At 58.0% G+C, this 24,832-nt stretch carries 25 protein-coding genes; all 25 read right to left on the bottom strand.

Going from position 1 to position 24,832, the window contains the following annotated elements; translation table 11 throughout:
* Positions 1 to 11 precede the first annotated feature (11 nt).
* The 25 genes from QE408_RS12690 to QE408_RS12570 all read right to left on the bottom strand — a co-directional run bounded on the left by QE408_RS12690 (position 12) and on the right by QE408_RS12570 (position 24,643).
* Positions 12 to 1,796 carry a hypothetical protein gene (locus QE408_RS12690; RefSeq protein WP_306931647.1) on the bottom strand — a complete coding sequence of 595 codons (1,785 nt, stop codon included), beginning with the start codon at positions 1,794 to 1,796 and terminating at the stop codon, positions 12 to 14.
* A complete protein-coding gene (locus tag QE408_RS12685) occupies positions 1,793 to 2,068 on the bottom strand; it encodes a hypothetical protein (protein WP_306931646.1) in 276 nt (91 codons plus the stop codon). The genes QE408_RS12690 and QE408_RS12685 overlap by 4 nt, the downstream gene beginning before the upstream one ends.
* A 48-nt stretch (positions 2,069 to 2,116) precedes the next feature.
* Positions 2,117 to 2,401 (bottom strand): hypothetical protein, encoded by a 285-nt coding sequence (locus QE408_RS12680; protein WP_306931644.1) that lies wholly within the window; start codon positions 2,399 to 2,401, stop codon positions 2,117 to 2,119.
* A 218-nt stretch (positions 2,402 to 2,619) separates the two neighbouring features.
* Positions 2,620 to 4,062, bottom strand: a complete 1,443-nt coding sequence (locus tag QE408_RS12675) for a hypothetical protein (protein ID WP_306931642.1) — start codon at positions 4,060 to 4,062, stop codon at positions 2,620 to 2,622.
* A gap of 7 nt (positions 4,063 to 4,069) precedes the next feature.
* Positions 4,070 to 7,417, bottom strand: a complete 3,348-nt coding sequence (gene gpJ, locus QE408_RS12670; RefSeq protein ID WP_306931640.1) for a TipJ family phage tail tip protein — start codon at positions 7,415 to 7,417, stop codon at positions 4,070 to 4,072.
* On the bottom strand, positions 7,417 to 7,860 hold the full coding sequence (locus tag QE408_RS12665; protein ID WP_306931638.1) for an NlpC/P60 family protein: 444 nt from the start codon (positions 7,858 to 7,860) through the stop codon (positions 7,417 to 7,419). Before QE408_RS12665 ends, gpJ begins: the two co-directional genes overlap by 1 nt.
* Complete coding sequence (locus QE408_RS12660; protein ID WP_306931635.1) at positions 7,857 to 8,381, bottom strand: hypothetical protein; 525 nt, start codon at positions 8,379 to 8,381, stop codon at positions 7,857 to 7,859. The genes QE408_RS12665 and QE408_RS12660 overlap by 4 nt, the downstream gene beginning before the upstream one ends.
* Positions 8,382 to 8,565: 184 nt before the next feature.
* Positions 8,566 to 8,988, bottom strand: a complete 423-nt coding sequence (locus QE408_RS12655) for a hypothetical protein (RefSeq protein ID WP_306931633.1) — start codon at positions 8,986 to 8,988, stop codon at positions 8,566 to 8,568.
* A complete protein-coding gene (locus QE408_RS12650; RefSeq protein ID WP_306931631.1) occupies positions 8,985 to 12,632 on the bottom strand; it encodes a phage tail length tape measure family protein in 3,648 nt (1,215 codons plus the stop codon). Before QE408_RS12650 ends, QE408_RS12655 begins: the two co-directional genes overlap by 4 nt.
* Complete coding sequence (locus tag QE408_RS12645) at positions 12,629 to 12,922, bottom strand: DUF1799 domain-containing protein (protein WP_306931630.1); 294 nt, start codon at positions 12,920 to 12,922, stop codon at positions 12,629 to 12,631. Before QE408_RS12645 ends, QE408_RS12650 begins: the two co-directional genes overlap by 4 nt.
* Before the next feature lie 77 nt (positions 12,923 to 12,999).
* A complete protein-coding gene (locus QE408_RS12640; protein ID WP_306931628.1) occupies positions 13,000 to 13,374 on the bottom strand; it encodes a hypothetical protein in 375 nt (124 codons plus the stop codon).
* Positions 13,375 to 13,422: 48 nt separating this feature from the next.
* Positions 13,423 to 14,358: a phage tail tube protein gene (locus QE408_RS12635; protein ID WP_306931627.1), complete on the bottom strand. Its 936-nt coding sequence runs from the start codon at positions 14,356 to 14,358 to the stop codon at positions 13,423 to 13,425.
* Complete coding sequence (locus QE408_RS12630; protein WP_306931624.1) at positions 14,351 to 14,515, bottom strand: hypothetical protein; 165 nt, start codon at positions 14,513 to 14,515, stop codon at positions 14,351 to 14,353. The genes QE408_RS12635 and QE408_RS12630 overlap by 8 nt, the downstream gene beginning before the upstream one ends.
* The gene (locus QE408_RS12625) at positions 14,512 to 14,940 is read right to left on the bottom strand and encodes a phage tail terminator protein (protein WP_306931623.1); all 429 of its coding nucleotides are present in this window, start codon (positions 14,938 to 14,940) and stop codon (positions 14,512 to 14,514) included. Before QE408_RS12625 ends, QE408_RS12630 begins: the two co-directional genes overlap by 4 nt.
* Complete coding sequence (locus QE408_RS12620; RefSeq protein ID WP_306931621.1) at positions 14,940 to 15,359, bottom strand: gp436 family protein; 420 nt, start codon at positions 15,357 to 15,359, stop codon at positions 14,940 to 14,942. Before QE408_RS12620 ends, QE408_RS12625 begins: the two co-directional genes overlap by 1 nt.
* A 110-nt stretch (positions 15,360 to 15,469) precedes the next feature.
* The gene (locus QE408_RS12615; RefSeq protein WP_306931619.1) at positions 15,470 to 16,015 is read right to left on the bottom strand and encodes a hypothetical protein; all 546 of its coding nucleotides are present in this window, start codon (positions 16,013 to 16,015) and stop codon (positions 15,470 to 15,472) included.
* Positions 16,016 to 16,027: 12 nt separating this feature from the next.
* Positions 16,028 to 16,981 (bottom strand): major capsid protein, encoded by a 954-nt coding sequence (locus tag QE408_RS12610; RefSeq protein ID WP_306931617.1) that lies wholly within the window; start codon positions 16,979 to 16,981, stop codon positions 16,028 to 16,030.
* A 12-nt stretch (positions 16,982 to 16,993) separates the two neighbouring features.
* The gene (locus tag QE408_RS12605; protein ID WP_306931615.1) at positions 16,994 to 17,332 is read right to left on the bottom strand and encodes a hypothetical protein; all 339 of its coding nucleotides are present in this window, start codon (positions 17,330 to 17,332) and stop codon (positions 16,994 to 16,996) included.
* 18 nt (positions 17,333 to 17,350) lie between these two features.
* Positions 17,351 to 18,469 carry a hypothetical protein gene (locus QE408_RS12600; protein ID WP_306931614.1) on the bottom strand — a complete coding sequence of 373 codons (1,119 nt, stop codon included), beginning with the start codon at positions 18,467 to 18,469 and terminating at the stop codon, positions 17,351 to 17,353.
* Positions 18,470 to 18,746: 277 nt separating this feature from the next.
* Positions 18,747 to 19,211 carry a phage virion morphogenesis protein gene (locus QE408_RS12595; protein ID WP_306931613.1) on the bottom strand — a complete coding sequence of 155 codons (465 nt, stop codon included), beginning with the start codon at positions 19,209 to 19,211 and terminating at the stop codon, positions 18,747 to 18,749.
* A 103-nt stretch (positions 19,212 to 19,314) separates the two neighbouring features.
* Positions 19,315 to 20,757: a PBECR2 nuclease fold domain-containing protein gene (locus QE408_RS12590; RefSeq protein WP_306931612.1), complete on the bottom strand. Its 1,443-nt coding sequence runs from the start codon at positions 20,755 to 20,757 to the stop codon at positions 19,315 to 19,317.
* 101 nt (positions 20,758 to 20,858) lie between these two features.
* Positions 20,859 to 22,256, bottom strand: a complete 1,398-nt coding sequence (locus tag QE408_RS12585; RefSeq protein ID WP_306931611.1) for a DUF935 domain-containing protein — start codon at positions 22,254 to 22,256, stop codon at positions 20,859 to 20,861.
* Complete coding sequence (gene terL / locus QE408_RS12580; RefSeq protein WP_306931610.1) at positions 22,253 to 23,914, bottom strand: phage terminase large subunit; 1,662 nt, start codon at positions 23,912 to 23,914, stop codon at positions 22,253 to 22,255. Before terL ends, QE408_RS12585 begins: the two co-directional genes overlap by 4 nt.
* Positions 23,911 to 24,411 (bottom strand): DUF1804 family protein, encoded by a 501-nt coding sequence (locus QE408_RS12575; RefSeq protein WP_306931609.1) that lies wholly within the window; start codon positions 24,409 to 24,411, stop codon positions 23,911 to 23,913. Before QE408_RS12575 ends, terL begins: the two co-directional genes overlap by 4 nt.
* A complete protein-coding gene (locus QE408_RS12570) occupies positions 24,401 to 24,643 on the bottom strand; it encodes a hemolysin XhlA family protein (RefSeq protein WP_306931608.1) in 243 nt (80 codons plus the stop codon). Before QE408_RS12570 ends, QE408_RS12575 begins: the two co-directional genes overlap by 11 nt.
* Positions 24,644 to 24,832 lie beyond the last annotated feature (189 nt).

Below are 24,832 nucleotides of genomic sequence, written 5' to 3'. Positions count from 1 at the left end.
ACTCCTTTGAATTAGGCGGCCAGCTTTGGCACTGAAGCGCCGCCGTCACGCGCATAGACCTGGCTTTTGGTCATTGGATCGGCTACGCCTGCATCCCGCTTCGAAGCAATGTATTCCAACGCGCCGTTCCACTTGGCTTCGTCGGTATGGACGCCGCCCGACGAATTAATGCCATGAATGTAAAGCTCTATTGTCTCTCCCCGTAGGATAGCCAAATCTATCATCGCTTTGATCGCATCGAGCGTGATGCCCGATAATCCATTGCCGGGAGTGAGAATACCGCCGCGATCACCGATCCCGAAACGGGTCAAGAAGCCGCCCCGGTTCTGTGTCGTGCGATACATCAGATGACCTGCGGCTTTCATCGCAAGGGGTAGTTTTGTGTAAGAGAACGGGCTTCTGAGATCGACGAAGTTAACACCCCGGTTATTCATGGAGGGGACATTGCCGCTTAGCGTTATCGTCGTTCCCGACACGTCTTGGACTGTGAGATCGGCAGGGATGCCGTAGCCAGCCATCGTCATGCCGACGACGATGTTTGTGGCACTAGCGACCGTGACAACGTTGTTTCCCGTCGATGTCATCGTGGTGGCTGGCCGTGTCGCCGCATTTTGATAGCTACCGTTAGGTATTGCGCCGAACCGATTGCCTCTTGTCCATCCTTTCGAAACGCAGAACTGGCGGTTTGCTTCGAGATTGTCGAGTGCGGCTTGAATGCTTCCTTTGCCGGTCAGCGGCGCATCGTCAGTCGTGTTGAGATACGCATCCCACCCATTATCATACATCTCCTGATACATTGCTGTGGTCAGCCGATCAGGCTGATCGATGTAGTCTTTGGCGATGGCGCACCCTGCAACAATACCCAGAGCCTTCATACGCTGGAAGGCGATGGAGTACTGAGTGTCATAGCAATCATCAAAACCGATGATGATTGTAGGCCTGCCGCCAGCCTTAGCTAAGAGCGCATCTGTTGATTTCTTGCCGTAGTAGTGATTGCTGCTGGCACCGGCCATAATCTGCTTAATGCCGAGCGTGCCTGGTCCGACTGCATCCAGCCCGCCGAATTCGCTGATATGGCGCGATGACCACATTTTACCGTAAAACAACGGCGCGGGCGTCTGGAAGAGAGGGGAAAGCGGGTAGGAAACGGCGGAAGGGTAGGAGGTGGAGCCGCGTGTAAAGTTGAGCGCGATGGTAGCGCTTTCAGTCGGCCCCCAACCCACATCAAAGAACTGGGCAACGGTTCCCCAACTCGCGGGGTCATAGCTTCCAATGTCGGCCTTGGTGAAGCCGGTATTCGCCACACCGGTTCCCTCGACGACCAGTTTGCCAGATCCGTTAGCAACGTCCGCATTCTCGATTGTCAGAACTGCGCCAGCAGTCGCCACGAAGCCGGAAAGGCTTTCGAAGTTTTCGAGCATGATAGGCGGCGGCAAAACTACATGGAGAGCTTTGGCAGCCACATCTACGCCGTTAAGCTTCCCGCGTGCAGCAAGCCTATACCACTCATCCGCCGCCTGAGCGACATAGTTGAGCGCTGTAGCGCCCGCTATTGCCGTAAGCGCATAAGGGGAAGCCGGAGCCATGCGATACCACTGCACGTCAGTCCAAGACGCATTGAGTGTGTATTTCTGCCCGGTCGATCCGTCAGCCGTGGCCGTGATGAGACCATAAACTGGTGCCGGGAGCGACGGCCTCACCCCACTAGATTTAACCCCTCGGCCCATAGCGAGTGGAAACATCAGCGACTGTGGTTGCAGCGCGATGGCAAGTGGAAGGGAAAACGGCGATGTCATTCGCTGCTCCATGCCTTAATCTGCTTCAGGTCATCATTGCGCAGCAGTCGTACCCGCGCGAACGGGCAGCGGGCAAAGCGGAGTATCGGCGGAGAGGTACTTGCGATAATGTTTCCTAACGACACCCATGGCGCGTTGGCGTCAACCCGGCCCTCTACCTCGACCTTGGCCTTCGAGCCGGACGGAATGTCTGCCTGGACGGTGAAATCGTTTGCGGGGCTGAATGAAGCGCCGTCAAATGTTGCAGCATTGGAATTCAAGCGTTCGGTCATGGCGAGTTTCTCTTCAGGTTGCGTTAGAGCGAAGGAGGGTTGCGGCTCTCATATCGGGAACATTCTCCAAGCCGGTTTATTGGAATTGGAATAGGTGACGGCGATCGACCAGTTGGGCGGCAAAACTATCGTGTTCGATTCCCCGGCGACTTGCGGATTGAAATCTTTCACGCCACCGTCTGGCGATTTCACCTGGATCAGTTCGACGTTGCCTGCAAACACCATCACCTGCACTTTGGAGCCGGACGTGTTTTTCCAGTAGACTCCGCTGGCAGGCATCGCCGGGTCAGCGAGTTGCGCAGTGAAAGCCAGTCGCTCAATCTCCACGCCCACGAGATTGGCCCCGATCGACCCGCCCGGATAGAAGGCCGGGTTGACAGCTGATCGGATGATATTGGCGTTACCTGCTGTGAAATCGAACGTGGTTTGCCCCAGTACCTGACCGGCTTCAAAGGCGTTTCGCGAGGCGCTCGGGCTATCGCATTTGATGCCAATGCTGACTTCCTCGGCGTCGAAGGAGACGAACGTATTGGAGAAGATCGCGCCCGCAGTCAGGTAAAGGGCAATGTTGGCCTGACCTCCCGCAAGGTGGAATGTATTGAAGCAGGCTTGCCGGATGACGATTGCTTTCCCGTGTCCAGGCGCGGTCGGTTCTCCCGGTCTGCCGGTGCCACACCGCAGTTTGAAACGAGATTAACGTCGGACTGAAGGACGTAATTGAAACGTGTTCCTTCAGCGGCGTCATCCTGGCTGTCGTTGTTGACGACAAGGATGAATGAGCAGCTGTTGAAAGCGTCGCTGAAGTCGTTCTTGCCGATCCGAAGAACCGGACCAGCCACGCGGCCTCGAATATGGACGTGCTCGAAACGATGATAAAAGCCGTTCACAGCCTCAAGCGCCAAAGTCTTCCCGTTGTCGAGATAGAAGCCGTCGCCGTTTTTCGACCGCCCTACGACCGAATAGCCATCATTTCGCGCGCCAACATCCCATGCGGTGGCTGGGTTGTAGCGATACACGCCCTTAAGAACGCCGGTGGTGCGAAGATTGGCAGAAAGGTACTTCTTCCACTTTTCAATGGATGCAGTGTCGTCAGTGCCGACGCCGATGTCTGTCGCATCCGCCTTCGCTCCAAACATCTGAGGCGTCACTTCGCGCTCTTTGATTTCCCACCAAGCGCCGTCGTTGCTCTGCTCGTGCCAAGGTTCCTGTACGCTTGGCGCGGCCACCATCCGGAATTTTGTATGACGACCGCCATCACCAGGAGCGTAAAAGCCCAACACCTCGACCGACTGGATAAGCGCGTCGATGTTTGCGGCCTTGAAGGCTGCAACACTGTTAAAGACAAGGCGCGAGTTAGCGGCCGCGAGAGCGACCTGCGCGGCAGCTTGCGCCTGCGCGACCACCGCCGCACTCGCTTGATCGCTTACAAGCCGCAGCACATTTCCCTCTACGAGGGCGAGCAGAAGCATGTCCTTCAACAGGCTTCCTGGCAAGATGTCACCGCCTGTCAGCGATTTGAGTGTAAAGGTTTTGCTGTTGACCTTCACCGTGACGGGCGATGCCGTTGTGGTCACAGTGATGGGCAGGATCACCAACATCCCCTTGACGAGCGGGACGCTCGATGAGGCGATTATGGCGTTAGGGGTTCCGGCGCCCGGATTGTGCAGAACACTCATTGAGTATGGCAATGGCAGCGTCCAAGCCCAAGCATTGCCGTTCCAAGACCAGATGCCGTTCTTTTCCGGATCCGGATCACCAAAGACCCACGCTGAAACCTTGTTTGCCAAAGGTGCCGCCTTCAGCAAGACCTCTGTTGCAAAGAGCGGAGCTTGAAACCCTGCGAGGTCGAGCGGCGACGTGCCCGCCAGTTGCAATGCAAGATCGCCGGTGGCCTGCACAGCGGTCGAGCCTTCGCGGTTGACCAGAATTTCGTCTGAAACCGCAGTCTGGTAGGCGATGTTTGTCGTCATGACAGGTGGGACGATAGCGTTCATGTTATCCTCACAGAATGATGACGGAGAACGGGCCGGAAACCGGTCCGGGAATGCCGTCATCGTTTTGGGGTTCGAGCCAGAAATAATGGGTGCCCTGCGCTAGGCAGGTTGATGTTTCGAGGTAGGCAACGGCGTTATCGACGGAACCTGCGAAAGCTGACGAGGCAGCAAGCGCGAATGTGTTGTTCCCGGTCACGGCCTGGATGCGATCGCTAAACATGCCGTTGGCATTGCGCGCAGTTCCTGCACGCATCGATCCACCAAGCAGTTGCGGCGTCAGATTGCCCGCCGTGACATCAGAGAGTGAGTAGGCGATCCGATAAAACTTGCCGCTTTCTGCGGCGAGTGGCTGAGAAAGAGCGCTTGCCGCTCCGGCCGATTTGCTGCCCTTTCCATTGGCTATGCTCCAGCCACTTCCCGCCGTCCAAGTTCCGGCATTGTCCATCGCGCCGTTTGTCAGCAGGTTTTCGCGCGTTGTGTCACCGATAGGAGCGGAATAGCTGCGCGACGGTTGGACGGCCAAAAGTGTTGCCGCGTCGGTCGCTCGGTTAAGGACAGACGAGGTAGAGCGGTAGACCTGCACCCTGGAAATCCCGGCGTCGTCTCCGGTGGAAAACTGGATGACCGCAGCTCCGAGCAGAGCGCCAACGGAAATCATGCCCGATGGCAATGCGTTAGGAATGGCGAGATCATCGCCACCGACCTTGAATGTAATGGTAGCGGTATAAGGTCCCGGCGTTCCATCGGCAGACAGTGCCCTTGCGCGCATCTGGACCGTCGAACCGTTCTGATAGGTCGTCACCGATCCGCCGCCATCTGCAACGGCTATAGAGATCGTTGTCCAGGCCGTCGCGCCGTTCACCCTATGATCAACCTGGAATGTGGACGCGGGTACGGGACCGGTTCCGGCCTGGAGCAAATAGTCGATGCGGTTCAATGCGCCGGTGCCAGAGTAACCCGATCGTATCGAGGTGAAGCGCGGCGCGGACGGTTGCGATGCCGTTTCCGGGATCTCAGCGCCAGCTCGCCCCGACCATGGCGGCACAATTTCCGCGTTGATCAGTTCATCGATAATTGGCGCTGCGTCGATCAGGCGAAGATGAGACGAGAAGTCTTCACCGGCCTCGACGCCCGTAACAACCACCGGGTAATCAACCGTGGACGCTTCCCCGAAATGGAGAAGGTCACCGGCGACAGGCATGTCGCCCTTGCCTTCGACCAGCAGAACGCTTTTTTCGCCCGGCGTTTTAACCAGAGTTCTAACGATCGACGTCCCGATCGTGTCGTCGGCGGTAATGCCAGTCCGGAAGCGGACCGCATAGTTCTTGCCGGGCTCCATGGTCACGCTCTCATCGATTTCGATGAAGCGGCTGTCGGTCGATTTTACCCGCGCTGCGACCTGCACTCGGTTGATGACATGGCTGGAGAGGTGGACCAGATCGCCACGGGTGGAGACTCTGATAGGGCCGTCTTGCGAGACGGTGTAAACGTCAGGGCGGTACATCGCCTCATACATGCGGCGGCGCGCTTCCAGATAGATTTCGTCCGGGTCGGTCTTGCCCGGCAGTTCAAGCTCTTCCAGGAGAAGTAGCTCCGCCGTCTCTTTTCCCGGCCATGGCACAATGCGCTCCGCCGCTTTGTAATCGTTCGTGGCGTCCTGAAACGAGACGCGGAAGCCATCAGGTGGCTGGACGTAGGAGCGGGAAATGCGCAGATCATAGCTGTTGCGCGGGCTAATGTGATCAACCAACAGCTTATCAGGCCGATCAACGGTAACAGACCATTTTAGCCCGTCATGACGCGGACTGGCGCGACCTGCGGCGGCAATCTCGGTCAACAGATCGCGGAGCGTCGTAGACTTCTCTTCAATGACGCGGTCGTACTTCAGATCGTTGATGCGGCAGAAATCATGCCAGTCGGCCAAAGCCTCCTCATCGATCCCGGTATCGGAAACAGCCTTCGGATTGGCAGGCGACTGGAGCACATAGCGGTAGAGCGAAGCAGGATTGCGGGTGTTGCGCTCGATCCATGGGCCATTGGTATGATCGTAATCGAGGCAGGGTCTCGATACGAGCGCGTTGAAATTGTCGAGTTGCCCATTCAATTGGTGCGTCGCCTTGATGCGAAGCGCCACAACCGCGAGCGGATGCGGGAAATTAAGCGGGTATTCCGGGCGGATCGTCTGCAACGCTGCCCAGCTCGTGCGCTGTTGGATTTTTGAATCGCTGGTTTCTGCCGTCAGCATGGTGCAACTGACCTGCCAGCGGCCACGGGTAGGGAAATCCCATGTGTGCTGCCGGTAAAATGCTTCCAGCTTACGCGCGCTGACATTGATGGTTTTAACGAGCTGCCATTCTTCAGCATCCACACGCCGCTGCTCGATGCGGATGGTAACGGTGTGACTGCCGGGCTCGCCCTTGTCGTTAAATCTGACAAGGCCACTCGGCCATGCGAAAATGATGCTCGCTCCGGAGGCATCCGCACCGGTGGTTCTAACGACGCGTTCTTCCTTTGCAGGACTGCCGCTGATGATGTCGCCGAGATCATTGCGGGGATACGGCATCAGCAATTCAGCGCCGATCGTGTCTTCAATGATCTGGCGCGGGAACATCGAGAGCGGCGCATCACCGGCGCGACCTTCGCGCACCTCTAGCTCGACCTCGTCATACTCTGACAGAGAGGTGTCGCCGATCTGAAATCCCGAGAGATTGACCGGCCCGTAGCCAAAGCAGAAAAGGCAGCGGAGATATTGCCAGTCGCCCACTATCTCGCTGTAGGTGTACGCGCCAAAAGGTGGAGCATAGCGCATTGTGCCGAGTGGCAGAGGCACGGCAGTGTCGGGTTCAAACCGATTTCGCCAACCAGTGATGTTGTAGCGGTTTTCGGCGTTCAAAGTCTGCGGTGGCTTTGGCGGGGGGATAAGGGCGTTAATCAACAGATTGCCGATGACGGTCACGCCAAGGCCAATCAGACCGGCAGCAAGGCCAGTCGAGATGCCGAGCGCGCTTGCAAACGGAACGGCCCAGAACTGCCCCAGGGCGACGGCGGCAATGGCAACAACAATTGAAAGAATGGATTTGAGCGCGTTCTTTCCGGGCACTAGCCGGATGACGACGCGAGCGCCGTCGCGAGGGCGAACTGAATGCCAATGCTTTGCAGGAACGATAATCGAGCCGCGTTCGCTAACGATCGCAACGCGGCAGTTGTGCCAGTCGTTAGAAGATAGCTCCGGCAGTGCTGCTCTAACGATCTCGGCCAGAGTCGATCCTACAGGCATTGCCATGTCGATCCGGCCTGCGGCCGGGTCGATCATGGGGGCTGCCAAAACCGGTATGAGCTGGGTTTGAGGGCTCATCAAAACGCCCTCGAAATCATATCGACGTGCCGATAAGTGCCCGTTAGACGGTGCCCCCATGCGCCCGATCGGTAACTTTCGATCTTGGCGCAATCGTCTTCGGCCACATGGATCATCAGCCCGTGATGCACGACGATCCCGACATGGGTATCAAGTCGGCCGCGACGGAAAACAGAGATATCGAATGCGATCGCCGTGCCTGATATGGGTATCCAGAGTGGTGACGAGGTCGCGCCGGAAACCAGCGCTGCGATCTCGCCATGCTCTTCGACGGAACCGTAGCCCAGGTAATCGGGAAGCCGGATGCCCAGCTCCTCGCGGTAGATCGTGCACGCCAGCCCCCAGCAATCGCAGCCGTCGCGATCGCGGCCGAATTCCTTGTATGGTAGACCCACAAAGCGGTCGCTCCAATGCTGATCAGTAACGCGAGCCATCGAATTCATTTGTGCATCCCCGGAAACGTTCTTGCGGTCATTCGGCCACCCGGCACGTATTCGAGCTCAATCTCTTCCCGCGTGATGGAAAGCGAGATTTCCCCGGCATCGATGTCAGCTGAAACGATATTCAGATCAGTGTATTCAGCCTCGATCAGGTTCGGTGACGACGCCAGAACCACTGCCATGTGGATCGTCGCCGGAGACGTGAACGAGCGCACGAGATTGACCATCTCCTGATCCAGATTTTCCAGAACGACTTGCGCAGTCGCCGGTGCATCATCGAGATCGGACGGCATGACGGCGGAAGCAATGATCCAGAGAAACGGCTCTTTGATCGGGTTCGCGCCGCGCCACTTGGAGCGAGTGCCATAATAAAGCGGGTCGCTCGAAAGCCGTTCGGTGTTGTCAGTCGATAGCCGAATGGGTTTCTCAAGATCGGGGTGCTCGATCTGAAACAGCGCGACATAGATTTCGCTCGGTGCCTGGGCGTCTTGCATCAAGCGGGCGTTGAGGCTGACACGTCTCATGGGCGCTTATCCAAAAGGACAACGCCGTCCGAGTTATAGCGGCCATTAAGCTTCGGGCACCCCTCATAGTCGTGGTTCCGGCCGCCGCAGTAAGAGCAACGCAAATGGAGACGCGCCGCACTTCCACCCCATGTTTTGGGGCAATATTCGTATGGATGGAGACCCGAACCGCAGTAAGTGCATCTCATGGCATCACCTCGACCGAAAATGAAAATCTGAACTCGACACCCTGGACAGTCTCGGCGGGCAAGTTGCTGCCGAATGTCACCAGCCAGCGCCGCGCCATGAGGATGCGTGCGCCGCCACTCGTTAGAAGTTGTGCGCCGTCGCTGGTTCCTAACGCCCAACCTTGCGTGGTCGGATCGGGCATCCAAAACAGCAGCGCGCCACCCTTCGTTTCGCGCTGATAGAAGCGGTCGAAGCGTTCCTTACCGTTGCGATCGACAACGATCGACAGGGAAACGGTTCGGGATGCAGATGAAAAGCGGCGGCGATAACCGACCGGACCAGCGTCTGAACGCCGCTTGAGACGTGCATCCTGTGGTGTCGATTGCCACGTATTGCGTTCGGGCTTTGGAAGCTCCGGAGGCCAAGTCGGATGTGTCATCGTCTGACCCCCGGAGCCTTCAGGCCGAATTCCCGCTGGATCGCACTACGCATGGGATTGCCGCGTTGACCAACCGTCGCGGCAACCTGCTGCCCGATCGCCATGGTGATTTGCCGGTTCCCGCGACTATCGGTCGTTTCCTGTGTCGTGACTTCCTGCCCGGAAAAATTATTGATGGCGATCGAGACACCGGAAGCGCCGTTAGAGTTGGCGGCGACAGCAGAGGGGTAAACAGCGCCCGAACTGACGTAACCTCCGGTCGAGTATCCGCGCAGCAAGCCTTTATGCATGGCATCGAGCTTCGGAACGCCGATCTTCTGGACAGCTTTCTTCGAGAACACGAATTCATCTGCATGAACCACGCCTGCAATGTCTTTTGTTTCCCCAGGGCCGGTCCAACCGCCGACATCGAAGAGGCCACCGATCCCTGATGCGATCGCAGATGCCGTCTGCGGAGAAGCTTTCAGGATTGACTGATTAAGACCGCCGCCACCAAAAAAGCTATTGAACAGGTTGCTGAAGAAACCGCCGCCGCCGCTGCTAGGCGCGGACGGGAAGAAACTAGACAGGTTTTGGCCGAACTGGCTGAAACCCGTGCCAAGGTTGCCTAGACCCTGTGCAGCTATCGTCGTGCTTTGGGTGGCGTTACCGAGCGCTGCATTGAATTTCTGGACATATGCCGTGCCGGAGGTGCCGAGAATGTCAGTCGCATTGCCACCCTTGCCGACAGAACCGGGACCGCCGAACCACGCCTGAGCAGCTCCTGAAGCACCGTACTTCGAAACATAACCGCCGAAGATTTTTTCAAAGACGGCATCTTGCGCCGATTTGGATGACAGGAACTCATTGGCCGAAAGGCTACGGCCAAGTGCGCTTTGCGTCCACGGGCCGATGTTCGCGCCCATCACCTGATAGGCACCATACGCACGATCGCCGTTCTTGGTGATCGGGCCGAGCGCGTTATAGTTGCCGCTGCTCTCGATCGACTGAATTGCTTTCGCGTAACTAGAGATCGAGCCGGGAAAGCTCACGACATTGGAATTGTCATTAGCAGCGCCGCCAATAAGCCCGCCTAAACCGCCAGCCATACCGCCGTTAACAACGACGCTCGCCGCCGTGACAGACATCGTTCCGACAGACTGTCCCATGGCGCTGCTTACGAGGGACGCGGGGTCTCTTTTACCGCCGCCAAACAACCGGGAGAGGATGCCGGTGAAACCGCCGACATCCGCCGAAGTCGCCTTGTCGGTACCAAGAAGCGCGTTGCTAAGGTTGGCTTTGATGTCATCCTTGACGAAACTGGTCAGGGCATCCTTGACGGCATCGAGCGCACCACTGAAATCGCCGTCCGATAACTTATCGACAACCCCGCCGATCGCGTCTTCACCGGCCTGCTGGACGCGGCCCCACGCCTCTTCCTGCTTTTCGATCTCGCGCGTTAGCTTTGCCTGCTCTTGTGCCAATTCACGGATCTGGTTTGCCTCGCGGCTGGACACAGAAATGCCCATTGTGCGGATACGCTGTTCGGCTTCGAGCAATGACAACGCCTGACCACGTACCGTCGCGTTTGCGCCGACGAGATCCTTTTCCAGGCGCAGCTGCTCAAGCTTGTCATTTTGACCGCGCATGTACTCCATGGCGGACGCGCGTTTTTCCTCCGCCGCGAGAGCCGCGTAACCGCCGCGCAGATCGGAAATCGTTTTGTTGAGGCGCTCTTTTTCGGCCCCTTCAGCAGCTGCGGCGGCTGCGATTAGAGGTCTGAGCGTGACCTCTTCCTGAAGCATGCGGTTCGCGTCGGCCGCCGTGATCGCCCCGGAAGCAACGAGTGAGTTCAATCTCGCCCGCGTCTCGGCCTCGGCCTTCATGCCGGATACTTGCGTGGTGCTGCTGGCGATCGTCTCCTCGATCACGCGGTTACGGGCGCGTGCGGCCTCAATAGCGATCGCCTCCGCTGACATTTCCTGATCTGCCAACTGGATGCGCGTGCGGCGGGCTTCCAGCTCGGCTCGCAATAGAGGATTTTTCTCGTTGGAAATCTGGATATCGAGCCGATCCAGCTCTGCCATGCGCTCTTGACGATTGATCAGCGCATCGAGCGCACGTGTCTTTGCCTCGATCGCTGCATCGTTCTTGGCATCGTCAACGCCGATCAGGCCTCGACCGCTTTTCAGAGCCTCGATCTCGTTGCGGAGCTTTTGCTCCTGCATTGCGCGAGCGTTTGCGGGGGAAGCCTCATAGAGGGTGACGGCTGCAACACTGCGGCGGTTTTCTTCGGCTTGCCTCTTCTGCGCGGCCAAAGCTTCATCACGGCGTCGTTTTTCAGCCTGAAGCTCGGGAAGCCGTGCCGCGTCGGCGATAGCTTCAGCTTTGCCCGGATTGAAAACGTCGAAGATCCCGCCAACCGTGGCGAGACGTTGTTTTGCGGCTTCAGCCTTGGCGATCTGATCTTCCAGGCTTGGTCCGGACACTGCCCGATCAACCGCTTTACCCATCCAGTCGAACGCGTCGCTCGCACCTCTAGCAACCGCATTCCAAGCGCGGCCGAGCGCAGTCGTCGCTTCACTGGCATCTGCCAACTGGCTTGGAAGAGCCTTCAGAAGAACGGCTTGCGCCTCGGACTGGCGGTTCTGCGCAGCAAGGTTCGTAGCCTGACGTGCTGTCGCCGCGTCAATCAATCCGTACTTTTGGTAAAGCGTTTCCGCCGCCTTGGCAGGATCTGCGAACATTTCCGCAAGCATCGAACCGGCTTCGTCGGTCGCAATGCCCATCGTCGCGCCGAAATCCTTGGAAATCGCGATCAGCGCTTCGAAGTTCTCCGAACCGATCCGGCCAGTGCGCAGGAACTGCGCTTCCATCGATCGGGCCGACGACACCGAAATACCGGCAGCAGACGCGCCAGCCTGTGCGGCAGCTTCCATCTCCGTCTTGCTGCCAGCAACCGCACGGCCAAGCCCTGAGGCGGCGGTTTCGACCTCCTTTGTGGACTGCAGGTAGCCGCTATACGCGATCGCGCCAAGAGCGACGACAGATGTCAGCCCGGCGATGCCGACAGTCAACGGCGTGATAGCGCGAGCAGCGCCGCTGGCGATCGTCCGGAAATCCTTCAGCGCGGTATTGATACCGCCCTGGCCTGCGTAGATCTGGAGAAGCTGCGGCCCTTGCTGTGCCGCGATCATCGGCAATGGCATGCCGCCGAAAATGCCCTGACCGATATCGAGATACTGATATCCCGCGTTCTGGCGACGGGCGCGATCGCTCCGCTCATTGTCGTTTGCTGGCGGGTTTTGCGGCTCTGGTGGCTTTGGCGGCGCAGGTGGCTGAGCGGGCGGGTTCGCGGGTTGTGATACCCGCGATCGGCGGCGCGATCCCCTCGCGGGCGCAGCTGGAGCAACCGCGCCGGATGCCTCCAGTGCGTCCTGGCGTGCCTTCGTCTCGGCCTTTGTCAGGGCGTTGGTCGCGTCGGTGTTTTTGCGAGCGGCTTCTGTATCACGGTTCATTGCCGCTGCTTCGCGATCGAACGCAGCGGCAGTTTTCGTGACCTCATTTCCTAACGCCGCAACGTCGTTGCGCAGGTCGTTCGTGGCGTTTTTGGCAGAGGCGGCCTGCGCCTTGAAGATCAGTTCGAATTCCAGCTGCCTGTTCATGGGTTCGCACCCTTCAGGACAGATAGCGCCTCAAATTCCATAAACTGAATGTCCGCAAAGACGGCGTTAGAGAACTCAAAGCGGCGAAGGACGATATCGACGGCAACATAGTCGAGACCAAGCCACAAGATCTTTGCGGCGCTCGCAACTACCCGCCACTGCGTATCGCAGGCCAGAAATGCGGTCACACTTTCCCAGTTGGGCGCAAACACCTTGAAAGCCTCATCTTCTTCTGACGTGATTTCTGACGGGTCGATCTCGACACCCATCAATTCGAGCTGCGCGGCCATGTCGCTGTCGAGATCGACAGTCGCGGCCGGATCGGCACGGCCAAGGACGCCAAACGCCCATGCCCGTGCCGCTGCCTTTAGTTTCCCAGACGGGCTTCGTCGCCGCGAAGGCTCTCGGAATAGGCGCGATAGACGCCCTGGCGAAACCATGTGACGTTGAGCGCCTGGGAAATGTTTTCAGGCGTGAAGGCAACAGCGCCGCCGTCACCATCCACGACATCATCCCAGTTCTTGCAGACATCCTTCAGCTGCTCGACCTCGTGGGCGTCGCGCTCACGCTGTGTCGTCAGCTTTTCATACGCTTCCTGTGCCGCAATCGCCTCTTCACGGGGCTGCGGCTCGAACAGCACCTGGAGGGTGCGCTCCATGATTTTGCCGGGCGCGTCCGGATCGGGCATGCGCACCACAACGGGCCACCAGTAGCTGTAGGTTTCTGCAAGAACGAATTTCATGCGGGTACTCTCCTGAACGACTTCGGTAGGATGGGAGGAAGCGGACGGTTACTTGAACGTGATTTTCAGCTCGTCCATGCCGTTGATCGCGCAGAGATCGAGCGGCAAGGAGTAGTTCAAAATGCCGTCGGTCTGACCCTGCGTCGGCTCGCCGACTTCCACCGCAGGCGCGGTAATCTCGACAATATTGCCAGCCACGGTTCCATGGGTGATCGATAAAGCACCGCTTTCCCGAGTTAGCGCCTTGTCAAACCAATTCACGGTGGACAGCGATCGCGCCTCGACGACGGCTGTGCCGGTGGAAGAGCGATTAGATATGAGAACCTTCTCGTCACCGATCAGGAAGCGCGGCGTTAGCGTGTTGCCGACATCGAGCGACAGGCTTTCAGCAACAGACGGCCAGCCGTGCAAGGACATCTGCGTGTTTGCTTTGCTGACGTGTACTGGCTTGGCCCATCCCGCCTTGCTGACGACAGGCATCGCGCCAACATCGGTAATCGTGCCGAGCATCCCGACGACGGTTACGCGCCATTTCGGATAGCTTTTAGGCTGGTAGTTCGGGGCAAAATTTGCCTTCGCGCCAACAAAGACGTGCTTCACCTTGTCGGAGATGAAGTAAATCGATGCCGACTCCGCGCCTTCCTCAACAATGGTGTAATCAACCTTCGTGTTGGCGGTGACCGTCTGAGCAAAGTTCGCAGCACGAAGCAGCGAACCATATTTGGGCGGCGTACCGGCGACGCCAGAACCTGCAAGCTCGATATCACCTTCAAGGCGACCATAGATGCCAGCAAGGATGACGCCCTGGTTCCCGAGATAAGGCAGCATCAGGTCACGCGATACACGTTCGCCGGTCAGCGGCGTGAACGTGACATTCGACATGATGATGGCGTCGGCTGCGGCAGGAGCCGCATCTTCGCCCTGGGCGGTTTCGATCTTTGCAAGAACGGCAAGCTTGCGGAAATAACGTGCTTCGTTAGCCATTACGGTTTCCCTTCCCCGAAGCCGCCTTCACAACCGGCGTCTCAGTTTCTGTGTTGGTGGTGGTTGCAGGTTCCTGAGTTGGCGCTTCCGTCACTTTTGTGAGTGCGCCGGTCTCGGGATCGCGGACATACTGCCCGCCGCTGGTAGGCTGGTTCATGGTGTTTCCTTGCCCGTGAGGTAGCGAGAGGTTTCCCAGACGGCGACGAAGATCGTCACGCCGTTCGGCATGGGTGTGGGTTCAGTGGCAACCAATTCGCACGGGTCGCTGCCATCGGTGGGTTCCCATCCGGTCAACGCATCTTCAATCTCGCTCTTGAAGCGGTCGAATTCTTCTGCACGCATCTTGCCGGTGGCGTCGCTGTGATAGCGAAGAATGGTCGCGACTAGGAAGCGGACCTGCACGAGCTGGCGATGGCCGGTTGCAAGTCTGTTTGGACCGGCCTTTTCAGGCTGCGGGACAATGAATGTGGTGGTGCTTGCGCGCTGTACGCCCTTCGCCACAACGTCCAGATCTTCTGCAAATTCGACACTGGCAAGCGATGGGGCGGAGGTTTTCAGATGCTCGATAATGCTTGCAAACATCACCAGCCCCTCAAGCCGCGCGCGTCAAAGACTTCGGGCGGCGCGGAAAACATCACCGTGCCGGAGCTGGACGCGGGGGTATCGACGCCAGCGACGGGAAGAGAAATCAGACCTTTTGCGACACGATCCAGAGACGCGAGCGCCTTCTCGTAATCCTTAACAACGTAGTCCGGTGGTCCCTGATAATGCAGGCGATGACGCGCAATATCGATCGACCAGGTGCGCACGAGATCCGGAACGGGAGAAAGAGGAAGAGCGTATTTCGTGCCGACATAACCATTCACCAGATTGTCGGCATGTTCTAACGCTTCTGCGATCACGTCGGGATCGATGACGCCGTCGCGGTCGCGATCGGCAATCTGCCGGATCTCGTCTTCACTGGCGCGGGCTATCAGATCTTCAAGCGTGGCATAGGTCACGGTGAGCACCAGGCGTTAAGTTAAATGGATTGAGGGCAACGGGCGGGGCAGATCGATGTGGTGGTCTGCCCCGCTCGAAAGGTCCGGCTTGCGAGGCTTCGGAACGGACCTTATTTCGTCGCCTTGGCTGGCTTCTGCGTCGCGCCGATTTCGGCGAGCTTCGCTTCGGCCACGGCGCGGGCTTCTTTCTCCTTGGCAAGATCACCAGAGATTTCGCCCGCTGCTTCTTCAGCCGTTTCGTATCGCCGGCGAGCGGCCTCAAGATCGCCTTCCAGGACGGAAACCTTTGCCCTTTCCTCGCCGAGCTGATCTGTGATTTTCTGCTGTTCAGCACCATAGCCTGCGGTGATCTCCGCAATTTCCCGGCCGTGCTTTTCAAGCAGATTAGCGACCTCAAGCTCATTCTTGATCTTCAGCTCTTCGATCCGGTCTAGCGCCGCCGTTTCGACGGCCTGATGGAAGTCGCCTTCCAAAGGAGTTTCAGAGGTGTCGAAGGCTTCGGAAAGCTGCTCGGCAAGCTCGGCACTGATGGCACCAGACGCCGCAAGCTGGAGCGCTAAAGTCGCGCTAACCGTAACGGTTGCCCCCGCCGCTTTTCTGATGCCGTTGACCTTGGCAGGAGCAACCAAGGTCACTGTGCTCTTCAAATCATCCATGGGCGTTGCTCCTTAAACCGGCGATGCACCGGCATCCTTGAACAGGAAACCACCTTCAGCGCCGACAAGGATCGGACGACGCTCGACCTTGACCGGGTAGATCCACGAGTCGGTCGCGTTTTCGAAGTAAGGCTGGTTGACCTGGGGATACCCGCGAAGCTCGTAGGTGTAAGCGTAAGACGGCACCTGAAAGTTATCGCCAGCTTCAGGCACGTAGGCCAAAATGGCGTCATTGCCCCAGACATCGTTAGCAAGGGTGTTGTCAGCGGACGTTTCCGGCAGGAAGATCGCGCCACCCACGATCACCTTCTTCACCTCGAAGTAAGCGGCAAGCATGTCGAGGCTGATGCTGTCCTTCGACGTGTACTTGAACTGCTCTTTGATCCTGGGGTGATTGCAGAGCGCGTTCTTGGCGCTCGGCCCCAGGACGAGCGTGTTGGGGTAGCGTCCGATCGACTGCCGGATGATTTCCTTGGCGTCGTCAAAATCTTCCTTCGGGTTGCTCGTGTCGCTCTTCCAGCGGTCGGAACCGGCGAGAACAATCTTATGATTGTTATCGTAGTTCGCGACATTGCGGGCGAGATTGGCGGCTTCGATTTCAAGGTTCAAATCCACGACATCGAGCGTCATGTTGATGGCGCCTGCACCAAGATCAATGCCGGGGACGCTTTCGGCTTCTTCCTGGTGCTCGACAGGTACGACGCCCTCAAGCGCATCCTGCGCCAGCGATACCGGATCGGAAGCGTAACCGTACTGGATGCGCCTCTTATTCGCACCTGGTGCGCGACGGGTGTTCAGCAGGCGAAACGCTTCCTTGCCAAACTTGATGACACGCATCGAGCGGTTCGGGATCGAGACGCGGGGGAACAGCTCATGCGAGATGAATGTGGAGTTGCGATAACCGCGAGCATGGGTGGACAGGATCGGATCGACGACAGCCGCCTGCTTGGTGTTCATGGAAGCCATGAAAGAAATTCCTTATCGAACGAGAATGGAGACGAATTCGCCGTCTGCGGCGACAGAGAGCGACTGCGCGAATGCGTTGACGGCTCCGGCTGGAGCAACCTTGACACCGCCACCAGCAGCGGAAATCAGTTTCGCCCCCCTGGTGATGGCACCGCGTGCGCGGACACGAGCGACGCCGATCGCCAGAAGAGACACATCCATGCCCACTTCGGTCGCCGGGTTTTTGGCGACGCCCTTCACAGGCTGATCATCAGCGGTGATCTTGGCGTCGTTGAAGTCTACGAGATCGTAGGCTTCGAAGACGGTGGTTGCGGTCGCCGTTAGCGACAGAACGTCTATGAAAAACTGCATCGGAGAAGATCCTTCAGGTCAGGAGACGGCCTTCACGGCGTCGAGATAGGCCGTGCCGGGATGAGACTTTTGATAGGCCTGCGCCTTCGCGTGTGTTTCGAGCTGGTCGCGATCGACACTCTGACCGTCCGCCGCGAACGACACGGGGGCATCAGCGCCACCAGGTGCGGGAAGATCATGCGCGCCGAACGAAACGACCTTCGGCTGTGCTGCGAGCACGTCGCGGATTGCCTGAAGAACTGACACCTGCTTGTCGCCTTCAGCGAAGGAAACAACGGCTTCGGCGGAAAGCGCGTTCAAGATCGAAACGACCTTGTCTTTCGATGCGGCGAGCAGCTTGCCACCGGCGACCAGCGTCTCCGCAAAAGAGATGTGTTCGTCGTTGGCGATTTTCTGCTCGCGCTTCTTCAGATTTTCGTCGCGGGCATTGAGGTCAGCTTCGCGAGCCGCGAAAGCCGGATCGGACTGTGTCACGGGCGGTTCCTTTGGTGTTGGTGCGGGAGGTGCGGAGAAGGATGGCGAACGCGCTGCGGGCTTTTCGATCTCGGTCGATTGCAGCCATTCGATGCTGTAGGCGGGGAGCGCTTTGTCAGCGGCTTCCATGCCAAACTTCTCGATGATGAAATCGCGAAGGCCGCGAAGGAGAGATGCGGTTTCTTCGAAGCCGCGCTCACCGAAATCAGCCGACACTTCCACGGTGTCGCTGCCATCGGAGAACTGAACGTTCTTCAAACCAGAGACAGACGGAGCCGCGCCGCCAAGGAAACCGACATGCTTCGGATACCAAGTGCCGGGAACCGGATTGGCTGCACCGTCTGGACGGTGGAACGACAGCGAGACCTTTTTGTATGTGCCGCTTTTGACCGCTTCGGCAAAGGCAGGAGCGATCTCGCCGACATTGGCATAAAGCCGATCGGCGCTCGCATCATATTCGAAGCTCTGCGCCCAGCCGAAAGCAGGCGCGTCTGTCTTCGGGTGGCCGACAACGATCGGCGCAGGGGCAGTTTCATAATTATAGGCGTCAGCCATCGCCTTCAGATCGGCGGCAGAGAAAGAAAGCTGCGTGCCGTTCATCGGAATGAACGTGCCGCTGCGAAATACCTCGATACGGGCGGTGATGGGCTTGGCGTCTGCCATGTGGACCTTCCAGTGCGATAACTGGAGGCACGTTGGCCTAAAGCGCGACGACTATCGTAAGGCAGACAGTTCCGTCCTGCGGGTTTGTGCAGGCGGCGACAATTTGCGCCATTGCGCGGAATGTTTCAAGGCCGAAGCGCAGAGGCGAAGCTAGATCAAGGCTTGAACCGTGCCGTAATCGATTTCTAACGCGTCTCTAACGCTAGGCTCGCCCGAAATCGGTATATCCGGGCATCCACGCCTTTTGAAACGCCTCAGCGGCTGTTTTGTTCTGAGCTCATTCGAGCGTCAACCAGTCTTCGGCCAACTGTCCAATTGCGCGTTCATCGTCGCTCGAAACGCCGACCTGGGGGCGAGCCGGAACCGTGACTTTATGATTGCGGCCAGCTTGCCCGCCGAAGTGCAACAACGCGGCTTGTATCTTCGACGTACCGATCCGAACATCATCATCGGTGGCGCGATAATTCCAAGATCCGCGCAGCGAGCCGGTCACCCGCAAGATCGTCAGCGGCGCGTTTCCGTACCGGCGTTGACGTAGCTCCCTCGTCACTGGTGACAACGGTTGCCAGCGTCTGCCATCAGGACCACGCTCATTGTCGTAGTTGTCCCCGACAGAGTTCAACAGCAGCTCACCGACGTTCTTGTAAAACCCACGCGGGCTATTCATGCGCTCGACCAGCTCCACCAATCGAAGCCGAGCCGCTTCGTCATCCAACGTCACCTGAAAGCTGACACCGCTCATTGGACATTCTCTCCGTTTCGCGTTAGATTATTGACTGTCGGTGAGGCGAGACGGTGATGGTCGCGGCAGCACATCGACATCAAGGCCGGATCACCCCGGCCTTTTACTTTTTGGGCCGCTTGTAAACGAGCTTTCCACCGCGCCTACGGTCCAGCGCCTTCAAGTCGATTTGACCGTTGGGCTTGCTGATATTGTGCGCCGTTATCGCCTTCCAAAAACGCTGACCAATCTCGAACACGATCATGAGGCCCGACTTGGCGTCGGTTCGAATGTACCGGCGATCAACCACCAACTCTTCCACACCCTTATCAATCGGGTCTTTTTTGCGGGCCACGCCAATCCAGATTTCGTCCGGATCCATCAGCGCTTCAGCCAGCAATGGCGTTAGCGTGGCGCGGTCGCCCTTCGTTACCTTCAGCTCACCCTTTCTGTCACGGAAGAGCAGATCCGATATCGGTATTCGCTCTCCGGCCTTGTCTTCAAATAGCACTGCCTGCCCGATCCCCGCTCCGAACGGTTTCAAGAACGCGCTGACATAGTCTTCAGGCGAAAGACCGTCCTCAAGTGGGTTGGCCTTGAATGGTTTCGACGCGTTCAACAGCGTCTCGATCGGTTCTGGCACATCGATCTCGACAGCATGGCGTGGATTGTCGAGAGATATGCCGCCTTCATTCATCAATGAGGACGGCACGAGGCCACGCTCCCAAAGGTCGCCGGGCATGTAATCCCACCCGTAACCGATACCCTGCGGCTGCTCGATCAGCGCGCCCGAAATCGGATCGATCAGCGGCACGGTCAGATCGTCGGGAGCAACATCCGGGCCATTCTTCCCTCGCCGCTTCAGATCGGCAAGCGAAAGCGAACGAACACCACAGGAGCAAAGCCAGTCATTCGGCGGGAAATGTGTGTCCCACCACGGATCGTCGCAGCGGTATATTTTGCCGTCCCACGCCTGGTGCAGCGGACGCGGAATTTTAGGCTGGCGTGTCTCGCCGTGGCGGTACTCCCAAAAAGGCCGCAGCTTCATGACGGCCGGATCGCGCATCTGCTTCAGGCGACCTGCCATGTAGGCGGTCCGAACATTGGTCTCGAAAATGACGCGGGTACGCCAGCCGCGCTCGCCCTTATACTGCCAGCCATATTGCTGAACGATTCGATCGAAGTCCTGGCGGAACGCCTCCAGGCCCGTGCCATCTTCCATTGCCCGCGCAATCGCGTTCTGGAAATCAGACAGCATGTCGATATCGGTCGCACCTGCGACGACAAATGCGCGATCGTGGACGCCGCGCAAAGCGTCGGTCCAAGCCTTGGTGGGTTTCACCCGTTTCTGCCTGAAGAACTCAATCTGCTCGCGGAACGACTGGTTGAGTACGTCGGCGTCCGCGAAGTTCTCTTCGGTTTCCGCGTCGAGGAACACGGCCTCTCTGCCCTGCAATGAGGCAAGCTCTAACGCGTCACTGATCTGTGACGCCAACGCTGAAGGTGACCAGATTGCCGCAAGCGACAGGACGGCCTTTTGCGCAGCAATGAAATCAGGCGCATCCAAGGCGGCACGGATAGCGTCTAGGCGGCGGGTGAAATGGCCTTCAACTACGGTTTCAAGCTGGTCGGCAACCGCGTCGATGCGGCTGCTTTCCTCCGAAAAGCTTACGTGCTGGTCATGCCGCTGGAGTTTTTTTTTACGGCAGGGCCACCAAACAACGCGGCAAAAAGAGGGTTTTCATCTGCGGCCTTGCGCAGATCGCGGTCTCTTTTCCCGCCCTCCATAAAGGCAAACCGTGCGTCCACTAGCGCGTCGATCGCCTTTTCCGACAGATGATCTGTAATGCCAAACCCGGTGATGTATTCACGGGCAAAATCGTCATCATCGATCTGACCGGCCGTCGCCAGAACTGCCATCAGCGCGGAGTTTATGGAGGTGGCCGCATCTGCCTTGGCTTTACCGACTTCCGATTCAGCCTTTTCGTTTTTCGCCCGAGTGCGCCAAATGTAAGGAACGCCAGCGCCGGGGAAGTTGTATTCCACCAACCATGTGAGAATTGTCTCGCGAAGTGTTCCGGACAGGAGATCGGCGTCGCTATCGACCAGCAGTTCCAGCATCTCTGCATGCGTCTCTGAGGCGGCGCGCGATCCGCTGTTGCCGATATCGGTCGTTAGAGTTTCGCCGGTGGTCGCGATCGAGATCTGCTTGTCCCAATACTGCAGAAACTCCTGATAGCTGACCGAACCGCTACGGGCAGCTTCCAAGAACTTGATGTCCGTGCCGATAGGCGCGGTCAGCGCCGAACTGGAGCGCAACTGACGAAGGGTGTTCATCAGCTTGTTTTGCTCTTCGGGCAATGTGCCATAGGGCGTAAAGCCGATCACTGTCGGGCTGGCGAACTTTTCGAGGAAGTGCAGCCAGAAGGCAATGCCTTCGCGCTTGAATAGCACGGGCCAGAAGAGCCGCGAACCAATTCCAAGACCGTAAGGATTGTTTCCCTTCACGCCGAATCGGTGGACGATGAACTTGCGCTCCGGCAGCTCGACGCCGTCGCGCATGTTCGTCCAGGTCAAAAGACGAGGACGCCAATCCTCACCAAATGCAAATCGGCGCTGGTCGTGACTGACGATCCGCTCTGGAACAATGCGATTTCCCTTCCGCGTCCATACGACCTCAGAAACAGCAAAGCCTTTGAGCGTTGCATCGAGAAGATCCTCGCAGATCCGGTCAAAGGGAAGGTCGTTGACAACCTCACGGCAGAAGTCTGCGGCCGCGACATCGAGCGGCGTTTCAGAAAACGCCTTCAGCTCCCAGTTTCGAGCCACCAGCACCTTTTTGCGCTTGGCAAGCATGGCACTGGCATAAGTATCCCGCTCGATCTCATCATAGATCTTGAGACCCTTACCCCCGCCCCGGTGAAGAAGCGTGTCGTCCTGGTGCTGAAGCGCACCGCTGTAAAACGGAATGGTGATATCGTTCCTGGCGTCAGCAATCAGATTGGACGCGGACGCTGGCAGGTTCTTGCGGGGCTGTTCGACGGCGGCGATTTTCTTCGATTTCATAGGCGGTAGTCTCCCCAACCGTCAGAGCGGGCATCGTTAGAAGTTGCGGACTGGATATCGAGACCGGTCGCGGACACGAGACCGCCCGCATAACGCAAGGTGTTCTGCCAGAGCATGTCCAAGCAGTCCGGACCGTCGTCATGGTCGGCGTTGGGCCATTGCTGAAGCTGGTCGATCATCGTCTGCTGCGTGCTGTTGAGCCTGATCAGCCCGGCCGCGACGGGTGGCTGAAGGCGCTCGATACGCAGATCCTTGTCGGCAGTCGGCGTGATCGGCACGGCGGAAATGCCGACACCTTGTTTTGCAGCGGTCGCCATCAGCGTCGTTCGTAGGAATTCCTGAAACTGAACCGCCTCGATAAACCACAGCATGCATTGATACCTGCGCTGCATTTCGATCACGTCAGAAATGATGATGTCGGGCAAACGCCTGCGGATCGACGCCTCCAGCACATCCATCGTGCCGTGTAGACGATTGAAGCCGCCGATCAGAATAGCGCTCGGGTCTCGGCCCTTGCCTTTCTTGCCAAGCGACGGATCGACGGAACCGAAGTGCACGAGATCCGGCTCGCGCACCACCCAGAAGGTCAGATCCTTGAACGGGCTGGCCTCATTGATAGGCTTGTTCTGATACTCGGTTGCGAAGCTATCATGATCGGCGGCGCGCTCCAGCATCAGCTTTAGCAGCGGCTGGACGGCAGGCCAGTTGACGATAGCACCGGCGTCCATGACGCTCTTGTTTTCCGTATAGAAGCCGGTCGCAGCTTCCTCACCGTCATTCTCATAGATTTCTTCGAACCGGTCCCAAAGGTCCATACGATCGGGGAACCGAATGACGGCCTGAAACTCTTGCACGCGCCAGACGGGCGACTTTGCAGCGCGCACCAGGACGGCATCATAATGAAGGACGGTACCAACCCAAACGACATCCATAGAACCGTCAGGCGGGCCGACTTTGAGGGCCGCACGCTTGATCCATGTTTCGAGCTTCTTGCGCTGCTCGGGAGAGCGGACCGCTTCGTCATTCTCCAGATCGTCGAAGAACATTAGATCCGGACGATAAGGACCATGGCGACGGCCACGGATCTTCTTGGCAGCGCCCAGGCCTTCGACACGAATATTGTTGGCCGTGACGATTTCGCCCTCGCGCCACACACGACCAGCGCCGGTCGCTTCCGGGAAATCGTTAGAGAGGCGCGGGTTTTCGGTCAGCTCCGATTTGATCGCCTCGACCAAGAGCGCTGCCTGCTCGTAAACGTCGCAGACCTCCAGAATGTAGCGCTTGTAACCAAGGCAGATGCAGTAAAGGGCAAAGCCAAGCGACAGGTGCGTTGATTTCGAAGATCCGCGGGGCGCGATGAGCAAATCTCTAACGCCCTTCTCGGATGCAAGGATTTCAGGAACGCGCTTGAAGATCGCATGGTGAAAGAGGCTGTGTTCGCCCTTCACGTAATGCGGCAGGTAGGTTTCCAGAAAGTATTGAAAGCCCGTTTCCGGGTCTTTCACTTTTGCCAAGCGCTCGGCTTTGGCCTTCGGATCGGCAGAGAAGGCCGTAACCGAAAGCTCAACCCACTTGGCGAGATCGTCCGCCAGCTTGGCAAGATTTTCCTTGAAATCCTTGCCGCTGACTTTCGCTTTCAGGCTAGGCCGTTTGATCATGATGCGTAGCGTCTCGCGAGGCTTTCACCAAAAGGTTCGATGATTTCGAGGATCGCGGCGACGTGCTGCGGGAATTTCTCGCGGACAAAATCAACGAGGTATTGCATCACGTCCTGGGCGACACCCAATTCCGAAATCTTCGGCGCAAGCTTGCCAGCGCTGGTGGTCATCTTGGTCATGGCGTCAGCCAACGCGACCAGGTGCTTGACCTTCTGGTCTAGGGGCAGCTCGCCATGCTTGATCTGCTCCAGGACCGACTGAGCCATGATCATGAAATCTTCGATCACGGACGAGACAACAGTTTCGATGCCTTCACCGGCCATAATAGAAGCCGTGCGGGCGATATCCCAATCGTCGCCAGCATCTTTCGCCGCTTTCTTCCAGCGCCCGAAGGTGGCCTGGCTGATATCGAGCGTCATGGAGATGGTGGCGCCGGTCATGCGTCGATAGATGTAGTCGGCACGAGCCTTGCGGCGCTTATCCTGCTCACTGAACATTGAAGCCGCCTTTCACAAGAAAGGTCATGATGGCGAGAATTATGCCGCTGATGATGAGACGCATGATCCAGCTCGTGTTGCTGTCGATCTTGCCGAGCGATTTCTGAATGCTGTTCATGCGCTCATTGGTAACGGCGTCAGAAAGCTCCAGCTTGCTGACGCGGCTTTCTACAACATCGAGACGGTCATGCGCCTTCTCGGTACGACTACTTTGCAGATTGAGTTCCGTCACTTAGGCGAAGTCCCCTGGTGATGCGCAGACGCATCGACTGCCGCGACAGCAGCTTTTCGACGTTCCTCGCAAATATTGCGGGCCGTCCGATCGGAGGCCCAACTGTTGAAAACCTGCTCTTGCGACATGTCACCGGCAGGCTTGGGGGAAAGCTTGGGGCATTCCTCCCGCGCTTCAGCGGGCAAGGCC

Origin of the sequence: Agrobacterium larrymoorei, from assembly GCF_030819275.1 — a bacterium.
Taxonomy (GTDB): Bacteria; Pseudomonadota; Alphaproteobacteria; order Rhizobiales; family Rhizobiaceae; genus Agrobacterium; species Agrobacterium larrymoorei_B.
The sequence above is the reverse complement of the archived record's forward strand: the minus strand, read 5'-3'. Positions and strand labels throughout refer to the sequence as shown.

Bases quoted from the DNA above. Each gene is read 5' to 3' on its own strand.
- QE408_RS12625 (WP_306931623.1), bottom strand. From the start codon at position 14,940: ATGTTTGCAAGCATTATCGAGCATCTGAAAACCTCCGCCCCATCGCTT.
- QE408_RS12605 (WP_306931615.1), bottom strand. From the start codon at position 17,332: ATGCAGTTTTTCATAGACGTTCTGTCGCTAACGGCGACCGCAACCACC.
- QE408_RS12665 (WP_306931638.1), bottom strand. From the start codon at position 7,860: ATGAATTCGATGGCTCGCGTTACTGATCAGCATTGGAGCGACCGCTTT.
- QE408_RS12595 (WP_306931613.1), bottom strand. From the start codon at position 19,211: ATGAGCGGTGTCAGCTTTCAGGTGACGTTGGATGACGAAGCGGCTCGG.
- QE408_RS12575 (WP_306931609.1), bottom strand. From the start codon at position 24,411: ATGTTCAGTGAGCAGGATAAGCGCCGCAAGGCTCGTGCCGACTACATC.
- QE408_RS12635 (WP_306931627.1), bottom strand. From the start codon at position 14,358: ATGGCTAACGAAGCACGTTATTTCCGCAAGCTTGCCGTTCTTGCAAAG.
- QE408_RS12685 (WP_306931646.1), bottom strand. From the start codon at position 2,068: ATGACCGAACGCTTGAATTCCAATGCTGCAACATTTGACGGCGCTTCA.
- QE408_RS12615 (WP_306931619.1), bottom strand. From the start codon at position 16,015: ATGGATGATTTGAAGAGCACAGTGACCTTGGTTGCTCCTGCCAAGGTC.
- QE408_RS12675 (WP_306931642.1), bottom strand. From the start codon at position 4,062: ATGAACGCTATCGTCCCACCTGTCATGACGACAAACATCGCCTACCAG.
- QE408_RS12660 (WP_306931635.1), bottom strand. From the start codon at position 8,381: ATGAGACGTGTCAGCCTCAACGCCCGCTTGATGCAAGACGCCCAGGCA.
- QE408_RS12630 (WP_306931624.1), bottom strand. From the start codon at position 14,515: ATGAACCAGCCTACCAGCGGCGGGCAGTATGTCCGCGATCCCGAGACC.
- QE408_RS12690 (WP_306931647.1), bottom strand. From the start codon at position 1,796: ATGACATCGCCGTTTTCCCTTCCACTTGCCATCGCGCTGCAACCACAG.
- gpJ (WP_306931640.1), bottom strand. From the start codon at position 7,417: ATGAGCCCTCAAACCCAGCTCATACCGGTTTTGGCAGCCCCCATGATC.
- QE408_RS12655 (WP_306931633.1), bottom strand. From the start codon at position 8,988: ATGACACATCCGACTTGGCCTCCGGAGCTTCCAAAGCCCGAACGCAAT.
- terL (WP_306931610.1), bottom strand. From the start codon at position 23,914: ATGATCAAACGGCCTAGCCTGAAAGCGAAAGTCAGCGGCAAGGATTTC.
- QE408_RS12610 (WP_306931617.1), bottom strand. From the start codon at position 16,981: ATGGCTTCCATGAACACCAAGCAGGCGGCTGTCGTCGATCCGATCCTG.
- QE408_RS12645 (WP_306931630.1), bottom strand. From the start codon at position 12,922: ATGGCCGCGCAGCTCGAATTGATGGGTGTCGAGATCGACCCGTCAGAA.
- QE408_RS12650 (WP_306931631.1), bottom strand. From the start codon at position 12,632: ATGAACAGGCAGCTGGAATTCGAACTGATCTTCAAGGCGCAGGCCGCC.
- QE408_RS12600 (WP_306931614.1), bottom strand. From the start codon at position 18,469: ATGGCAGACGCCAAGCCCATCACCGCCCGTATCGAGGTATTTCGCAGC.
- QE408_RS12585 (WP_306931611.1), bottom strand. From the start codon at position 22,256: ATGAAATCGAAGAAAATCGCCGCCGTCGAACAGCCCCGCAAGAACCTG.
- QE408_RS12640 (WP_306931628.1), bottom strand. From the start codon at position 13,374: ATGAAATTCGTTCTTGCAGAAACCTACAGCTACTGGTGGCCCGTTGTG.